The sequence below is a fragment of the Streptomyces sp. NPDC043870 genome, assembly GCF_056435785.1.
On record NZ_JBWKDT010000024.1, the window covers coordinates 107886 to 124202 of the forward strand.

At 70.8% G+C, this 16317-nt stretch carries 16 protein-coding genes and 1 tRNA gene; 12 read left to right on the forward strand and 5 right to left on the reverse strand.

All coding sequences use genetic code 11. From position 1 onward, the window contains the following. Positions 1 to 91 precede the first annotated feature (91 nt). From AC0699_RS26195 to AC0699_RS26230, 8 genes are all read left to right on the forward strand, one after another. Positions 92 to 610 carry a tRNA adenosine deaminase-associated protein gene (locus tag AC0699_RS26195; RefSeq protein WP_478664629.1) on the forward strand — a complete coding sequence of 173 codons (519 nt, stop codon included), beginning with the start codon at positions 92 to 94 and terminating at the stop codon, positions 608 to 610. Positions 611 to 645: 35 nt separating this feature from the next. Further along, positions 646 to 1131, forward strand: coding sequence for a tRNA adenosine(34) deaminase TadA (tadA, locus tag AC0699_RS26200; protein WP_478664698.1), 486 nt, complete (start codon positions 646 to 648; stop codon positions 1129 to 1131). A 48-nt stretch (positions 1132 to 1179) separates the two neighbouring features. Further along, positions 1180 to 1264 (forward strand) — tRNA-Ser (locus tag AC0699_RS26205). Positions 1265 to 1422: 158 nt separating this feature from the next. Beyond that, positions 1423 to 1587 (forward strand): hypothetical protein, encoded by a 165-nt coding sequence (locus AC0699_RS26210; protein WP_266379977.1) that lies wholly within the window; start codon positions 1423 to 1425, stop codon positions 1585 to 1587. 10 nt (positions 1588 to 1597) lie between these two features. Then, complete coding sequence (locus tag AC0699_RS26215) at positions 1598 to 1891, forward strand: Dabb family protein (RefSeq protein ID WP_478664632.1); 294 nt, start codon at positions 1598 to 1600, stop codon at positions 1889 to 1891. Between the two features lie 222 nt (positions 1892 to 2113). Next, positions 2114 to 2944, forward strand: a complete 831-nt coding sequence (locus tag AC0699_RS26220; protein ID WP_478664635.1) for an RNA polymerase sigma factor SigF — start codon at positions 2114 to 2116, stop codon at positions 2942 to 2944. A gap of 234 nt (positions 2945 to 3178) precedes the next feature. After that, positions 3179 to 4075, forward strand: coding sequence for an RNA polymerase sigma factor SigF (locus AC0699_RS26225; RefSeq protein WP_478664637.1), 897 nt, complete (start codon positions 3179 to 3181; stop codon positions 4073 to 4075). 257 nt (positions 4076 to 4332) lie between these two features. Continuing rightward, positions 4333 to 5067: a hypothetical protein gene (locus tag AC0699_RS26230; protein ID WP_478664640.1), complete on the forward strand. Its 735-nt coding sequence runs from the start codon at positions 4333 to 4335 to the stop codon at positions 5065 to 5067. Between the two features lie 54 nt (positions 5068 to 5121). On the opposite strand, the gene AC0699_RS26235 is transcribed toward AC0699_RS26230, so the two are convergent. Next, on the reverse strand, positions 5122 to 5340 hold the full coding sequence (locus tag AC0699_RS26235) for a hypothetical protein (RefSeq protein WP_478664643.1): 219 nt from the start codon (positions 5338 to 5340) through the stop codon (positions 5122 to 5124). Between the two features lie 199 nt (positions 5341 to 5539). Here AC0699_RS26235 and AC0699_RS26240 point away from each other — a divergent pair, with 199 nt between their 5' ends. The 4 genes from AC0699_RS26240 to AC0699_RS26255 all read left to right on the forward strand — a co-directional run bounded on the left by AC0699_RS26240 (position 5540) and on the right by AC0699_RS26255 (position 9894). Continuing rightward, positions 5540 to 5977 carry a MarR family winged helix-turn-helix transcriptional regulator gene (locus AC0699_RS26240; RefSeq protein WP_478664645.1) on the forward strand — a complete coding sequence of 146 codons (438 nt, stop codon included), beginning with the start codon at positions 5540 to 5542 and terminating at the stop codon, positions 5975 to 5977. Positions 5978 to 6093: 116 nt separating this feature from the next. Further along, positions 6094 to 8466 (forward strand): MFS transporter, encoded by a 2373-nt coding sequence (locus AC0699_RS26245; RefSeq protein ID WP_478664700.1) that lies wholly within the window; start codon positions 6094 to 6096, stop codon positions 8464 to 8466. Positions 8467 to 8583: 117 nt separating this feature from the next. After that, positions 8584 to 9414 carry a YceI family protein gene (locus AC0699_RS26250; protein WP_478664648.1) on the forward strand — a complete coding sequence of 277 codons (831 nt, stop codon included), beginning with the start codon at positions 8584 to 8586 and terminating at the stop codon, positions 9412 to 9414. Between the two features lie 9 nt (positions 9415 to 9423). Continuing rightward, entirely contained in the window at positions 9424 to 9894 is a 471-nt protein-coding gene (locus tag AC0699_RS26255; RefSeq protein ID WP_478664651.1) for a PPOX class F420-dependent oxidoreductase, read from the forward strand. A gap of 245 nt (positions 9895 to 10139) precedes the next feature. Here the strand turns inward: AC0699_RS26255 and AC0699_RS26260 are convergent, their stop codons facing one another. The 4 genes from AC0699_RS26260 to AC0699_RS26275 form a co-directional block, all read right to left on the reverse strand. Beyond that, positions 10140 to 10907: a TetR/AcrR family transcriptional regulator gene (locus AC0699_RS26260; RefSeq protein ID WP_478664654.1), complete on the reverse strand. Its 768-nt coding sequence runs from the start codon at positions 10905 to 10907 to the stop codon at positions 10140 to 10142. 46 nt (positions 10908 to 10953) lie between these two features. Beyond that, a complete protein-coding gene (locus AC0699_RS26265) occupies positions 10954 to 12501 on the reverse strand; it encodes an MFS transporter (protein WP_478664703.1) in 1548 nt (515 codons plus the stop codon). Between the two features lie 73 nt (positions 12502 to 12574). Beyond that, a complete protein-coding gene (locus AC0699_RS26270; RefSeq protein WP_478664657.1) occupies positions 12575 to 14881 on the reverse strand; it encodes an ArnT family glycosyltransferase in 2307 nt (768 codons plus the stop codon). Further along, positions 14878 to 16308 carry a bifunctional glycosyltransferase family 2/GtrA family protein gene (locus tag AC0699_RS26275; RefSeq protein ID WP_478664659.1) on the reverse strand — a complete coding sequence of 477 codons (1431 nt, stop codon included), beginning with the start codon at positions 16306 to 16308 and terminating at the stop codon, positions 14878 to 14880. Before AC0699_RS26275 ends, AC0699_RS26270 begins: the two co-directional genes overlap by 4 nt. Between the last annotated feature and the right edge of the window lie 9 nt (positions 16309 to 16317).

Below are 16317 nucleotides of genomic sequence, written 5' to 3' on the forward strand. Positions count from 1 at the left end.
CGAAGCCGTTGTTTCTGCCACGATTCCGAGTGGGCGGGGCACGAGCAGCGCACCGCCGGTCGTCACAACTCTGATCAGTGGGAGAGTCACGGTGTACTTCGCCGCACTGCTCGCGCGCACCGAAGACGGGTGGGAAGCGAGCGACACAGAGCTCGACGATGTGGAGACCCTGTCGGATCTGACCGACTTGGCCCGCGAGGCCTCGGTGAACGAGGACACGGTGCTCGCCTTCATCGAGCAGGAGGACACATGGTTCGGCGTCGTCCGGGTGGACGGCGAGGACGACCCCCGGGTCTTCGTCTCGGACGCCGCCTCGGCAGCCCGCTCCTCGTACGGAGCCATGCTCACGGACGAGCTGCTCGGCAAGGACGGGGATGAGGACGACGAGCTGGACTCGCTCGACCTCGACGGCACGGAGGACGGCGAGCCGGAGGCCGAGGAGGACACGGCGGAGGAGTCCGACGCGGTCCCTTCCGGGCCGCTCGGGGAAACCGACCTCCTCGCGGACCTCGGCATGTCCGCGAAGCAGCTGTGCTCACTCAGCACGGACGCGCTGACCGAGATCGCCGACACGCTCGGTGCCTCCGAGATCCTGGAGGCCGTCCGCTAGTGACGGACCCGGTACGGGCGCCCTGGGAGGCGCCCATGCGGCTCGCGCTCGACGAGGCCGCACGTGCGCCGCTGACCGGGGACGTCCCGGTCGGCGCCGTCGTGCTGGCCGAGGACGGCACGGTCCTGGCCACCGGCCACAACGAACGCGAGCTGACCGGCGACCCGACCGGACACGCGGAGGTGCTCGCGCTCCGCAGGGCCGCGACGAAGCGCGGGACATGGCGGCTGACCGGCTGCACGCTCGTCGTGACCCTGGAGCCGTGCACGATGTGCGCGGGCGCGCTGGTGCTGTCCCGGGTGGACCGGGTGGTCTACGGCGCACGGGACGAGAAGGCGGGCGCGGCCGGCTCGCTGTGGGACGTCGTACGGGACCGGCGGCTCAACCATCGCCCGGAAGTGATCCACGGGGTGCTGGAAGAGGAGTGTGCGGAGCAGCTGACGGCGTTCTTCCGGGAGTCCCGGGACGGCCCCGGGGACGGCCCCCGGGAGGGCGCCGGGCAGGGCTTCCCGGACCGCTGATCGATACCGATTTCAGAGCACGGCCCACCTTGGGCTAAGCTCTCTCCCGGTAGCGTGTCCGAGCGGCCGAAGGAGCTCGCCTCGAAAGCGAGTGTGGCGCAAGTCACCGAGGGTTCAAATCCCTCCGCTACCGCTTCTGGAAGGGCCCCGGTGCTGAGCACCGGGGCCCTTCGGCATGTGGTGGGGCAGGCATGTACGGCCGCGCGAAGGGCCCTGATCGCCGGGCCCTTCACCGTTGAAAGGCTCAGTTAGACTCACGCGACTCACAGGGCCGCAGGGGAGGCAGGACCGATGGTGCAAACGAAGAAGATTGCTCTGTACGTGGTCGTCGTCTTCGTGCTGTACACGATCATCACCTCCCCGGCCAGGGCGGCGGACCTCGTCCAGGTAGGGTTCGAGGGCATATCGAGCGCCGCGCAGGGTGTCGGCGAGTTCATGACCGAGCTCATCAACTAGGAGTGCCCCCGTGATCCGCCATCTGGTCCTCTTCAAGCTCAACGAGGGTGTCGAGCGCGACGAGCCCCGTGTCGTCGCCGGTGCGAAGGCCTTCGAGGAGCTCGGTGGGCAGATCCCGGAGCTGGAGTTCTGGGAGTGCGCCTGGAACATCACGGACCGGCCGGTCGCGTACGACTTCGCGATCAACTCGGCCGTCACGGACAAGGACGCCCTCACGCGGTACATCGAGCACCCGGCCCACCAGGCGGCCGCCGGACAGTGGCGCGAGTTCGCCACATGGGTGATCGCCGACTACGAGTTCTGAGCTCCCCGGCTCCACGGCCTCCAGGCTCCTCACCGCAAAGGTGAGGAGCCTTTTGTTACTTGTGCCCCAACTTGCCCTCAACACGGCGTTATCCGGTGCTTGCACACAGTGGACATGTCTTGTGATGCTATGACCGCTTTTGATGGATGAGTTGACCGTCTTTGACCGCTGTTCATTGACCGCCGTTCGACCGCTGTTCGACCGCGAAGGGGTGGCGAGACCGTGCCGGCCAGTACTGCGCCTCAAGTGCCGCCCCAGAACGAGAGCGAAGGCCGGGCCAAGCCCCAGAGCCGGGGCGCGGACACCAGGGCGCTGACCCAGGTGCTGTTCGCCGAGCTCAAGGACCTGGAGCCGGGCAGTGCCGAGCACACACGGGTGCGGGCCGCACTCATCGAGGCCAATCTGCCGCTGGTGCGGTACGCGGCGGCCCGCTTCCGCAGCCGCAACGAGCCGATGGAGGACGTGGTCCAGGTCGGCACGATCGGCCTGATCAACGCGATCGACCGGTTCGACCCGGAGCGCGGGGTGCAGTTCCCGACGTTCGCCATGCCGACGGTGGTCGGCGAGATCAAGCGGTACTTCCGGGACAATGTACGGACCGTGCACGTGCCGCGCCGGCTGCATGAGCTGTGGGTCCAGGTCAATGGTGCGACCGAGGACCTGACGACGACTCACGGGCGGACCCCGACGACCGCCGAGATCGCCGAGCGGCTCAAGATCTCCGAGGAGGAGGTGCTCGCCTGCATCGAGGCGGGGCGGTCGTACCACGCGACCTCGCTGGAGGCGGCACAGGAGGGCGACGGGCTGCCGGGCCTGCTCGACCGGCTCGGCTACGAGGACCCGGCGCTCGCCGGAGTCGAACACCGCGATCTCGTACGCCATCTCCTCGTACAACTGCCCGAACGCGAGCAGCGGATCCTTCTGCTGCGCTACTACAGCAATCTGACGCAGTCACAGATCAGCGCGGAGCTGGGAGTCTCACAGATGCATGTGTCAAGGCTCCTCGCCCGTAGCTTCGCGCGATTGAGATCCGCAAACAGGATCGAGGCGTAACCGAAACGGGTAGACCCCTTTCAGCCCATTTCGAGGCGCGCAAAAGCCGCAGACCCCCATTTTCCTGCGTCGATCTGACGCCGCGTTGTCGACTTGTCACTACAGCGTGTTGCCGACATGTGACATTCTGCGGGAACCGCGTTTGCCGCGGCCCCGCCTCCGGTATTCAGGTGGAGGCTGCGTTCCTCCGATGGTCGTGGCCGACGCGACCGTCCGCGACCTCCAGGGGGTGGCATGTCCGCAGAACAGGGCAGCTCGAAGGTGCTCACGCTCACGCAGAGCGCTCCCTCGCCCGAAGCGCTTCCGGCGCCCGAGCCCATGGACACCCCGGTAGCCATGGAGGCCCCGGTGGCCGTCGAAGCGCCGGGAGCCATCGACACCCGCACGCTCTCGCGCTCGCTCTTCCTGCGGCTGGCCGCTCTGGACCAGGACAGCCCGGAGCGTACGTACGTACGCGACACGCTCATCGAGCTCAACCTGCCGCTGGTGCGGTACGCGGCGGCCCGCTTCCGCAGCCGCAACGAGCCGATGGAGGACATCGTCCAGGTCGGCACGATCGGCCTGATCAAGGCGATCGACCGGTTCGACTGCGAACGGGGCGTGGAGTTCCCGACGTTCGCGATGCCGACCGTCGTCGGCGAGATCAAGCGCTTCTTCCGTGACACGAGCTGGTCGGTGCGGGTGCCGCGCCGGCTGCAGGAGCTGCGGCTCGCGCTGACGAAGGCGAGCGACGAGCTCGCCCAGAAGCTCGACCGCTCGCCGACGGTTCCCGAACTCGCGGCGGTGCTGGGCGTGTCGGAGGAGGACGTGGTCGACGGCCTCGCCGTCGGCAACGCGTACACCGCGTCCTCGCTGGACTCGCCCTCCCCGGAGGACGACGGCGGCGAGGGATCCCTCGCGGACCGTCTCGGCTACGAGGACAGCGCCCTGGAGGGCGTCGAGTACCGCGAGTCCCTGAAGCCGCTGCTGGCCAAACTCCCGCCGCGCGAACGCCAGATCATCATGCTGCGCTTCTTCGCGAACATGACGCAGTCACAGATCGGCGAGGAGGTCGGCATCTCCCAGATGCACGTGTCGCGCCTGCTGACGCGGACGCTGGCGCAACTGCGCGAGGGCCTCATCGCGGACTGAGGTGAATGTGTGGGGGCCGACGCCCCCACACTCCCACCGGACGGCGCGGCGGGGCACTGCCCCGCGCCCCGCACGCGATAGCCGCGCGCCGCACTCCCCGGACTTATGAAGAACGGCCGCCCACCGGCCCGGCCTCGGGGCCGCGCCCCCACGCGTACCCGGCCCCGGTCACCGGCTGCGACGCAACGCGCAGTGCCAGGGGTGTCTTCGGCTGCTGACGGGTTCCTAATTGACGAGGCGTCAGACAAACTGACGCGATGGGACGCAAGCGGATCGGGTTCGGACTGCTCGCGGGTGCGCTGTGCCTCGGCGGGGCGCTCGCCGCATGCGCGGGCGGGGAGCAGGGCAACGGGTATGTGGCCGTCGGGGCCGCGGGCGCCGGGGCCGAGAAGGGGCCGGCGGGAGTCGTGCCGCCCTCCGGGAAGGTCGAGTTCGTGCCGCTCGACAGTGCGGCGCCTTCGCGGGCGGCCGGACGACCGGGCAGCCCTACGGGCACAGAGCCGGAGGCCGGCGCGGATACGCATACGGGTCGGGGCACGAGCGCGCCGAACACACCGTCGACCCCAGTGGCTCCCGGGACACCCGGGACATCGACCCCAGGGCCGCAGCCCGGCACCGGCAGCGGCACCCCACCGACATCACCCGGCACCACCCCGCCGCCGCCCCCGTCACCGCCGCCCGGCCCCGCCGTGCTGGTGGTCGGAGAGCCGCGCCGGGCACCCGCGGACGAGCGGTGGTGCGAGAACGTCACCGTGGACTTCCGCAACACCGGTGGCATGCCCGTGCGGTCGGGCACCGTCACCTTCGCCACGCACATCATCGGCGCGCTCGGCATCGACTGGGCGACGATCGAGTCCGCTCAGCCCCTGCCCGCACCGATCGCCGCCGGGGTGACACGGACGACGACGTACAGGGTGTGCGTGGAGTCCTGGCGCGTCCCCCTGGGCATGCACATCGACACCCAGGACGTGCACGCCTCGTACCAGTCCTAGCCAGTACCGGCGGGACCGGCGACGGCCGGCCGGTGCCGGCGGACCGGACAGGGCCTAGCCGAGCGCGAGCCAGGCGACCGCGCCGAGGATCGCGATCACGGCGACGACGCCGACGATCAGCCCGACCCGCGGACCGGCCGGCGCGGCCTGTGCCGCGGCGCGACCGCCGCGCTGCGGACCACCCTCGTCGACGAAGGCGCGGAACATCTGGGTGCTGCCCGCCGGGTCGTAGTTGCCCTCGGGACCCTGGGGGGCGTGGGGGTTGTGTGCCATGGGGCCCGACCCTAGCGAACCCGGGTGACCCGCCCAACCCCCGGTCCGTCGCCATCGCGAGATGCGCCCAACACATCCGCACCATGACCTCGCACATGCAAAGCCTTTTGCGTTCCTTTACCCGGTGTGGCTCATTTTCGTTTGCCTGCAGCAACCAACCTCTTCTATGGTTGCCCTAAGCAACAAGATGGGGGTGCCCGTGGCAGAGCGGAGTCAGTACGAGGAGCTGGCCCGGCAGATCAGCGCGATGGGCGCCGTCAAACGGGGCGTCGCGCGCCTGCTCCCCGCCGAGTGCCCGTCCGGGTCCGCCGCTGTGCTGGCGCTCCTGGACCGGTACGGAGAAATGCGGATGAGCAGGCTCGCCGAGCTGCTCGCCGTCGACATGTCCGTCACCAGCCGGCACGTGGCGCACGTCGCCGAGCGCGGCTGGATCGATCGGTCACCCGACCCGGACGACCGGCGCTCGCGCATCCTGCGGCTCACCCCCGCGGGCGAGGAGCAACTCGACGACCTCGGCCGGCGCACCACCGATCTGTTCGCCCACTACCTCAAGGACTGGTCCGACGAAGACGTCGGACAGCTGAACGCGCTGCTGGCCCGCCTCCGCGACTCCGTCGGAGACTGCCGGACCGCCTGACCGCCCGTACGCACCCGTAACAGACAAGGAAGTTCATGGCTACGACCACACCGACCGGTGTGCGGGGCGGCCACGCCAAGCATGGGGGAGCCACTGCCTCCGACGGCGGCGCGCCGATGACCCACCGGCAGATCATGGAGGCGCTGTCCGGGCTGCTGCTCGGCATGTTCGTCGCCATCCTGTCCTCGACGATCGTCTCCAACGCCCTGCCGGAGATCATCACCGATCTCGGCGGCGGCCAGTCCGCCTACACGTGGGTGGTCACGGCCGCCCTGCTGTCGATGACCGCGACCACCCCGCTGTGGGGCAAGCTCGCCGACCTCTTCAGCAAGAAGCTGCTGGTCCAGATAGCCCTGATCATCTATGTCGCGGGCTCGGTCGTGGCCGGCCTCGCGCAGAACACCGGCATGCTCATCGCCTGCCGCGTCGTCCAGGGCATCGGCGTCGGCGGTCTCACCGCCCTCGCCCAGGTCATCATGGCCGCGATGATCGCGCCGCGGGAGCGCGGCCGCTACAGCGGCTACCTCGGTGCGACGTTCGCCGTGGCAACGGTCGGCGGTCCGCTGCTCGGCGGTGTCATCACCGACACCGACTGGCTGGGCTGGCGCTGGTGCTTCTACGTCGGCGTGCCCTTCGCGCTCATCGCGCTCATCGTGCTCCAGAAGACCCTGAAGCTCCCGGTCGTGAAGCGCCAGGTCAAGGTCGACTGGGCGGGTGCCTTCTTCATCAGCGCCGCGGTCTCGCTGCTGCTCATCTGGGTGACCTTCGCGGGTGACAAGTACGACTGGCTGTCCTGGCAGACCTACGCCATGGTCGGCGGCGCGGTCCTCCTCGGCGCGGTCTTCCTGCTCGTCGAGTCGAAGGCGAGCGAACCGATCATCCCGCTGCGGCTGTTCCGCAACCGCACCATCACCCTGGCCTCGCTCGCCTCGCTCTTCGTCGGTGTCGCGATGTTCGCCGGCACGGTCTTCTTCAGCCAGTACTTCCAGCTGGCGCGGGGCGAGTCGCCGACGATGTCCGGCGTCATGACCATCCCGATGATCGCCGGTCTGTTCGTCTCCTCGACGGTCAGCGGCATGATCATCACCAAGACCGGAAAGTGGAAGGCGTGGCTGGTCAGCGGCGGTGTGCTGGTGACCGGTGGCCTCGGACTGCTGGGCATGATCCGCTACGACACCGAGTACTGGCGCATCGCGGTCTTCATGGCCGTCATGGGTCTGGGCCTCGGCATGATGATGCAGAACCTGGTGCTGGCCACCCAGAACCAGGTCGCCCCGCAGGACCTCGGCTCGGCCTCGTCCGTCGTGACCTTCTTCCGGTCGCTGGGCGGCGCGATCGGCGTCTCGGCGCTGGGCGCGGTGCTCGCCAACCGGGTCACCCACTACGTCGAGGACGGGCTCGCCGAACTCGGTCCGAAGGCCGCGGCGATGGGCCACGGCGGTACGGCCGGCGGGGGCATCCCCGACCTGGACACCCTGCCCGCCCCGATCCGTACGGTCATCGAGAGCGCGTACGGGCACGGCGTCGCCGATGTGTTCCTGTACTCGGCGCCGTTCGCGCTGCTGGCGTTCCTGGTCACGCTGTTCATCAAGGAGGTGGCGCTGAAGAGCGCCGCGGCGCCGGCTCCGGACGCGGCCGCCGAGTCCGGGACCGCGGCCGAGGAGACCGAGGCTGCCCAGGCTCACACCGCCGGAACCGAGCCCGCCGCGGTGACCGCCGCCACCGGCACCGCCGTACGCGGTGTGGTCCGCGGGTCCGAGGGCGCGCCCGTCGGACGGGCCGCCGTCACCCTGATCTCGCTCGCCGGGCGGCAGCTGGGCCGCTCCGTGGCGCAGGCGGACGGCTCGTACGCGCTGGACGCCCCGGGCGCCGGTTCGTACGTCCTGATCGCCTCCGCCGACGGTTTCCAGCCGCAGGCGTCCACGGTCGTCGTCGGTGACGAGCCGATGGCGTACGACATCCTCCTCGCCGGCACGAGCGGGCTGGCGGGTGCGGTGGTCGCGGCCGACGGCGGCGCCCCGGTCGACGGCGCGATGGTGATCGTCACCGATGTGCGCGGCGAGGTGCTGGCCACCGGGAAGTCCGGTGCGGACGGCGGCTTCGCCTTCGACGAGCTGGTGCCGGGCCCGGTGACCGTCGCGGTGAACGCCACCGGGTTCCGCCCGCTGGCGCTCCCCGTGGAGATCGGCGGCCAGGGCGTGACCCGTGTCGAGGCGGCCCTGCGGGCCGGGGCGCTGCTCCAGGGCACGGTACGGGCCGGCGCCGGCCGGCGGCCGCTGGCCGACGCCCGGGTGACGCTGATCGACGCCGCGGGGAACGTCGTGGCCAACGCGACGACCGGCGAGGACGGCGCATACGCCTTCGCCGACCTGGACGCGGGCGAGTACACGGTCATCGCGACCGGCTACCCACCGGTGGCGGGCGCGCTCACGGTGGCCGGACAGGGAATCGACGGCCACGACATCGAACTCGCCCACGCAGGCGAGTGACAGGCGAGTGATTCAACCCCCGGGCGGCGTTCGAGCGGAGGCGCGACCCGGGGCCGGGGCGGCAGGCAGGGGACGGCCTGCCGCCCCGGCGACTTATCGGCAAGGAGACGAAACGGGATGGGACTGCACGCACAGGTACGGACCCGGGACGGCTGGGCGGTCCAGCACGCGGTGGTGACGGTGACGGACACGACCGGCGCGCAGGTGCTGCGGGCCGAGGCGGACACGGACGGCGCGGTGAGGACCGACGTCCCCTTGCCAGCCGGTCCCTGCACGGTGATCGTCACGGCGGTCGGCTACGCCCCGTCCGCCTCCACCGCACTGGTCACGGCGAGCGGACGGGCGGAGGTCGGCACGGTCGTGCTGGCCCGGCAGGGCGGGGCCGAACTGCCGCCGCCCGGCGTCTGGTCGGTGGATCCCGCGCACTCGTCGGTCGGCGCGGTCGCCCAGCACCTGGGGATCTCCAGCGTGCACGGCCGGTTCACCGAGTTCGGTGGCCGGATCGAGATCGCGGAGGACGTGGCGCGCTCCCGGGTGGACGCCGTGATCGGCGCGGCGTCCATCGACACCGGCAACGGCCTGCGGGACAAGCACCTCAAGTCGCCGGACTTCCTCGACGTGGAGCGCTTCCCGCAGATCACCTATCGCAGCCACGGCCTGACGCCGGCCGGACCGGACCGCTGGACGGTGCACGGCCTGCTGTCCCTGCACGGGGTCGAGCGCGAGGTGGAGCTGTCGCTGTCGTACCTCGGCACGGGCCCCGACCCCTGGGGCGGCGTACGAGCGGCCTTCCACGCCACGGCCGAACTGCGCCGGGACGACTTCGCGATGAACTACGACCAGGTCGTGCAGGCGGGCATCTCGGCGATCGGGACGACACTGAAGGTGGAACTCGACGTGCAGGCGGTCCAGGGGTGTCAGGCGGTCCAGGGCGCGGCCCTGCCCTAGGGTGCGGGCATGGCACCCAACATCGCGAGCACCACCCCGGTGGACCTGGACCAGTTGCTGGAGTTCGTACGGCCTCGCCACCGCGCGATCCTCCTCACCCGCCGCACCGACGACTCCCCCCAGGGCTCCCCGCTGACCTGCGGCGTCGACGACTCGGGCCGCATCGTCATCTCGACCTACCCCGAGCGCGCGAAGACCCGGAACGCGAAGCGGGACGAGCGGGTGAGCGTCATCGTGCTGAGCGACGACTGGGACGGACCGTGGGTCCAGATCGACGGCACGGCGGAGGTGATCGACGCGCCGGACTCGGTGGAACCCCTCGTGGAGTACTTCCGCAACGTCGGGGGCGAGCACCCGGACTGGGACGAGTACCGCGAGGCGATGATCAAGCAGGGTAAGTCGATCATCCGGATCACTCCGGTGCGGTGGGGGCCGGTGGCGAAGGGCGGCTTCCCCGCGAGGCTGAGCTCAAGGGCCTGACGTGCCCCGCGAGGCTGAGCCCAAAGGCCTGACCTCTCCCCGCCCCGCCTCGCCCCGTCCCTGCCGGCGGGGCTCGCTCCGAGCACGTCCGGCGTTTCGGGGACGGACACCCGGGCCGACCGGACGGTACCGGTCACGACCTGGGGTCCGGGGGGCTTGCCCCGGTCCGGGAGGGGCGGGGCAGGGCGGGGCAGGGGCAGTGCCCGATGTGCGGCTCCGGCGCGTGGGCCCGCCGCAGACGCCCCCTACCCCCGGGCCACCATCGTCTCGATGCCCGCGATCACCAGCTCCAGCGCGTTGTCGAAGTCCCGGTCGAGCATCTCCTCGACCGTGTCCCCGCCCCGCGCCTCGATGACCTTCTCCGCGTCCTGGAGCATCTCCGCGAGCTCGGGCATGCTCCGGGTCGCGCCCATGGCCTCCGCGTAGAACTCGTCCAGCGACATCCCGGCGTCGACGCAGCGCTTCTTGAAGTGGCCCTCGACCGTGCCGATTCCGTAGACGAACTGGAAGACCGCGGCCATGCCGGCCGCCTGCCAGTTCAGCGGGAGTCCCGTGTTGCCGATGACTCCCTGCACGGTACGCGCGAACGCCAGCGAGTGGGGGCCGATGTTCAGGTACGTACCGACGAGTGCGGAGACCCAGGGGTGGGCGACGAGCAACCGGCGGTACGCGGCGGCGAGTTCGCGGAGCTGGTCGCGCCAGTCCGCACCCTCCTGCGCCGGGTCGGGCAGCCGCATCCCGTCGTAGACGGAGTCGAGGGCCAGTTCCAGCAGCTCGTCCTTGGTGTCGACGTACCAGTAGACCGACATCGCGGTCACGCCGATCTCCGCGGCGAGCCGGCGCATGGAGAACTTCGCCAGCCCTTCCGCGTCCAGCATCCGTACCGTCACCGCGGTGATCTTGTCCCGGTCGAGCCCGGACGGCTGGTCGGCCTTGCGGCCCCGGGGGGCCTTGCCCTCCAGCCATACGCTCGTCACCGCCCGGTGCTTCGTACGGTCGGCTGACGACACCATGGCGTACCCTCCTCGTTCCCACCGGGCGGTCCACCCAGTTCAGATGCTATGCCGCCACCTGCAGAGAGTCTGCCCGCTCGGCCCGCCGCAGCAGCACCGCGGCCAGGACTCCGCCCGCCAGCACCGCCGCCGCGCCGACGAGCTGGCTCGTCTGCAGGCTGGCGGCGAAGGCATCGGCGATGCGCGCCTTCTCCGCGGGGCTCTTGGTCGCGGCGAGCGCAGCGGGGAGCGAGGTCGCCGAGACGGCGACGAGCGAGGCGAACCGGGAGTTCAGTACGGCTCCGAGCACCGCGACGCCGAGGCCGTTGCCGAACTCCGCCAGCGTGCCGTTGACGCCCGCGCCCACACCCGCCTTCTCGGTCGGAATGGCACTCATGATCGCGGTGGCCATCGCGGGCTGCGAGATCGCGATACCGGCGCCCATCAGAACCAGGCCGAGCAGCATCCCTCCATAGCTGCCGTCCGTGCCGCCGCCGAGGACGGCGATGGCGGCAAGTCCGCCCGAGACCAGCGCCATACCGACGAGAACGGTGAGCGGCGTGCCGAGCCTGACCACGACCCTGGGGCCGAGGCCCGAGAGGTTGAGCACGACGATGGTGAGCGCGAACGGCGCCATGCGCAGACCGGCCTCCAGCGGCTCGTAGCCGAGCACGAACTGCAGATGCTGGGTGAGCAGGAAGATCGAGCCGCCCATGCCGAAGACGACGAGCAGAGCGCCCGCGACCGCGCCGACGAAGCGCTGGTTGCGGAAGAAGTGCATGTCCAGCATCGGATACGGGATGCGCAGTTCCCAGAGCGCGAACGCCCCGAGGACGAGGACACCGACGACGGCCGGGACCAGCACCTGGGCGGAGAGCCAGCCGTGCTCCGGTCCGGTGATGATCGCGTACACCACGGCCGTCATACCGATGGTGGAGAGCAGCGCGCCGACCAGGTCGGGCCGGTCTCCCTGGACCGGGGGTCCGGGGGTTGTCCCCCGGAGAGACACAGCCTTGGACTCGGGGACGAGCTTCACGACGGCGATCAGACCGGCCAGCGCGACCGGCAGGTTGATCAGGAAGATCATGCCCCACCAGAAGTGGTTCAGGATGACGCCGCCGATCAGCGGTCCCGCGGCGAAGCCGAGCGAGCCCACGGTGGCCCAGAGCGCGATGGCCTTCACCCGCTCCTTCTCGTCGAAGATCTGCATGACCACGGCGAGGGTCGTGGTCATCAGGAGCGCGCCGCCGATACCCATGCCCGCGCGGGCGGCGATCAGCTGCCCGGCGTCCTGGGCGAGTCCGGCCGACAGTGAGCCGAGACCGAAGAGGGCGAGGCCCGTGGTGAGCATCTTCTTGCGGCCGTAGCGGTCGGCGGCGCTGCCCGCGGTGAGCAGGAGGCCCGACTGGACCAGTGAGTACGCGTTGATCATCCACTGGATGTCGGCGGTCGAGGCGTCGAGCTCCGTGGTGAGGGAGGGGATCGCGACGCTGAGGACGGTGTTGTCGAGCAGCACGGTGAGCTGGGCGAGGCAGATGACGCCGAGGATCAGCCAGCGCTGCGGGTGGCCGCCGGTGGGGGCGGAGGAGGTGCTCTCGGCGGTCGTCGCCGTCATCTCCGGCTCCTTGTACGGTGTACGGGACTTGGTCTCGTACACCGTACAAGGGTTCTCGTACGCCGTATAGGGATTACTTTTCGGCCATCAGGTCGTAGAGGGTGGTGCCGTCCACGGTGACCTGGGTGAAGTTCTCCTCGACCCAGGTGGAGATCCCGCTACTGGCGTTGCCTCCGGGGCCGCCCATGCCGCCGCCCTGACCGCCGCTCGCGATGAAGTAGTGGATCTTCCCCTCGGCGACGTACTGCTTGAACTGCGCGAGGGTCGGGGACGGGTCGCTGCCGTTGAAGCCGCCGATCGCCATGACCGGCTTCTCGGTGGCGAGCTGGTAGCCGGCAGCGTTCTGGGAGCCGATAGCGGCGGCTGCCCAGGTGTAGTCGGAGGCGTTCTGCTTGAGCTTGTCCGCGACGGCGGAGCTGACGTCGACGCCGTTGAGGAGGCCGCCCATGCCGCCGCCACCGAGGCCGGGGAGTTCACCCTGGCCCTGCCCCTGGCCCATGCCGGGCATCTGGCCCTGACCCATGCCGGGCATCTGACCCTGCCGGCCCTGACCTTGGCCGCCCTGCCCGCCCTGCCCGCCCTGGCCGCCCTGGCCGCCCTGGCCGCCCTGGCCGCCCGTCGGGGGCTGGCCCATGCCGCCCCCGGGCATTCCGCCGGGCATCGCGCCAGGCATCGCTCCGGGCATCGCTCCGGTCGTACCGGGCGGCATCATCCGCGCCCCGCCGCCGTCGTCACCGCCGCGGCCGCCAGGACCACCGCCGCCCGGACCGCCCCGCATCGAGGCCGGCCCCGCCGTCACGATCGAGCCCTGGTGGCCGGTGTCCAGCGTGGACAGGGTGTACGCCACCGGCCCGGCGAGCCCGGCCGCCAGACCGAGGCCGGCCGCACCGAGCGCGAGCCGCCGCCCGAGCCGTCCCGCGAACAGCAGCCCGGCCGCCGCCACAAGCCCGCCCACCAGCACCACCGAGCCGAGCCAGGGCACGAAGTCCTCCGTACGGCCCAGCAGCACGTGCGCCCAGACCGCGGTCGCGGCCGCGGTGGCGGCCAGCGCCACACGCGAGGCGAACTGCGCGCGCTCCTCCCACAGCACCGTCGTACCCATGCCGACGAGCGCCGCGATGTACGGGGCCAGCGCCACCGTGTAGTACTCGTGGAAGATTCCGGCCATGAAGCTGAAGACCGCGAGGGTCATCAGCAGCGAGCCGCCCCACACCAGGAACGCGGACCTGGCGGTGTCGGTGCTCCCCCAGAGCCTTCGGCCTGGGAGGTGCCCCCCCGCCCGCCACAGGGTGACCAGCCCCGCGACCAGCAGGATCAGCGCTGCGGGCAGCAGCCAGGAGATCTGGCCGCCGATGCTCTCGTTGAACATCCGCCCGATGCCTGTTTCGCCCCAGCCGCCCTGACGGCCGCCTCCGCCGCCTCCGCCGCCTCCGCCCACGCTGCCGGTCTCGTTGCCGTTGATCCGGCCGAGGCCGTTGTAGCCGAAGGTGAGCTCCAGGAAGCTGTTGTTCTGCGAGCCTCCGATGTACGGGCGCGAGGACGCGGGCCACAGTTCGACGATCGCGACCCACCAGCCACCGGAGATGATCAACGCCAGCCCGGCGAGCGCGAGTTGGCCGAGGCGTCGCCGTACGGTCGTGGGCGCGCAGACCGCGTACACGAGCGCCAGCGGCGGAAGGATCAGAAACGCCTGCAAGGTCTTGGTCAGAAACGCGAAGCCGACCGCGACACCCGCCCACACGAGCCACTTGGTGCGTGCGCCTTCGAGGGCCCGCAGCACGCAGTACACGGTGACGGTCATGAGCAGCGCGAGCAGCGCGTCCGGATTGTTGAACCGGAACATCAGCGCGGCGACCGGAGTGAGCGCCAGCACCGCTCCCGCGATCAGCCCGGCCGCCGGGCTGAACCGCCGCCGCACGGCCGCGTACACGACGCCGACCGTGGCCACGCCCATCAGCACCTCGGGCAGCAGGATCTGCCACGAGCCGAGCCCGAACAGCCGCACGGACAGGGCCATGGGCCAGAGGGCGGCGGGCGGCTTGTCGACGGTGATGGAGTTCGCGGCGTCGGAGGAGCCGAAGAAGAAGGCCTTCCAGCTCTCGCTGCCGGCCTGAACCGCGGCGGAGTAGAAGGAGTTGGCGTATTCGGAGGCGCTGAGGTTGTAGAGATACAGCAGCCCGGTGAGCACGAGCAGCGCGAGCACGGCGGGCCGTACCCAGGCCGGGTCCTCGGCCCGTCCCCGCCAGATCCGGGCGCGGGGCGGGGCGGCGTGCGCCGCCCCATCGGCCGCCGCCCCATCGGCCACCTCGGCGGCCCGGAGCGACGCGGACGCGTCAGCGCCCGGCAGCCCCTCGTACTTGTCGTGCGGCAGTGTCGTCATCGTCGAGTCCCCGTGGTCGTGTTCGTCGAGGTCGTGTTCGTCGTGTTCATCGCGTTCGTCGAGGTCGTCGCGATAGTCGTGGTCGTCGTGGCCGTGTTCGCGGTCAACTCGTCGCCGAAGCGCAGACCTCGCAGCTGTACGGTCACGTCGCCGGACTGGGCGTGGCCGGGCCCCGCAGGGCCGTCGCCGTGCCGGTCCGGGAAGACCCACGCCCGGAAGAGCAGGAAACGGAGCACCGTCGCCGCGAGGTTGGCGACGATCAGGACCGCCAGTTCCGTGCCGTGGGACGGACTGCCGGAAGCCGCGTCGAGCGCCGCGAGCGAGCCGCTGGTGAGCGCGAGGCCGATGCCGAAGACGACGAGGCCCTGGGCCTGGTGGCGTACGGCGCGCTCCCGCCCCCGTACCCCGAACGTGAGCCTCCGGTTCGCCGCCGTGTTGGCGACGGCCGACACCAGCAGCGCGCCGGCGTTGGCCGACTGCGGCCCGACACCCGCGCGGAAGACGGAGTACAGCAGCAGATAGAAGAGGGTGGAGAGCGCGCCGACCACGCAGAAACCGACCAGTTGCCTGGCCAGTCCGCCCGGTACGCCGCTGAGTTGCCGGTCCCTCGGATCGTCGCCGAACGGCCGCGCCAGCCGGTCCAGCGGCAGTGCACCGACCGCCAGCGCGCGCCCCACGCGCCAGACGCCCTTCAGGTCGTCGACGGCCGTCCGCACGATGTGGACGGTGGAGTCGGGGTCGTCGACCCAGTCCACCGGCACCTCATGGATCCGCAGCCCCGCCCGCTCGGCCAGCACCAGCAGCTCGGTGTCGAAGAACCACCCGGTGTCCTCGACCATCGGCAGCAGCCGCTCGGCGACGTCCCGCCGTATCGCCTTGAACCCGCACTGCGCGTCGGAGAAGCGGGCGGCCAGCGAGGAGCGCAGGATCAGGTTGTAGGCCCGGGAGATGAGTTCCCGCTTCGGGCCGCGCACCACGCGCGACGACCGCGCGAGCCGCGACCCGATCGCGAGATCCGAGTGCCCGGAGATCAGCGGGGCGACCAGCGGCAGCAGCGCGTTGAGGTCGGTGGACAGATCCACGTCCATGTACGCGAGGACAGGCGCGTCGGAGGCCGCCCACGCGGCGCGCAGCGCACGGCCGCGCCCCTTCTCCTCCAGCCGGTACGCCCGTACCCCCGGGATCGAGGCTTCGAGCGCGGCCGCCACCTGCGGCGTACGGTCGGTACTCGCGTTGTCGGCGACCGTGATCCGGAAGCTGTACGGGAACGTGTGCGCGAGGTGGCTGTGGAGCCGCCGTACGCACGGCTCCAGGTCCTTCTCCTCGTTGTAGACAGGAATCACCACGTCGAGTACGGGCGTGCCCGCCATGCCGACGGGCAGATGCTCCCGTGCCGGCAGGGTGCCCGGTGCAGTGTCGGTTCGCATGGCCCTGAC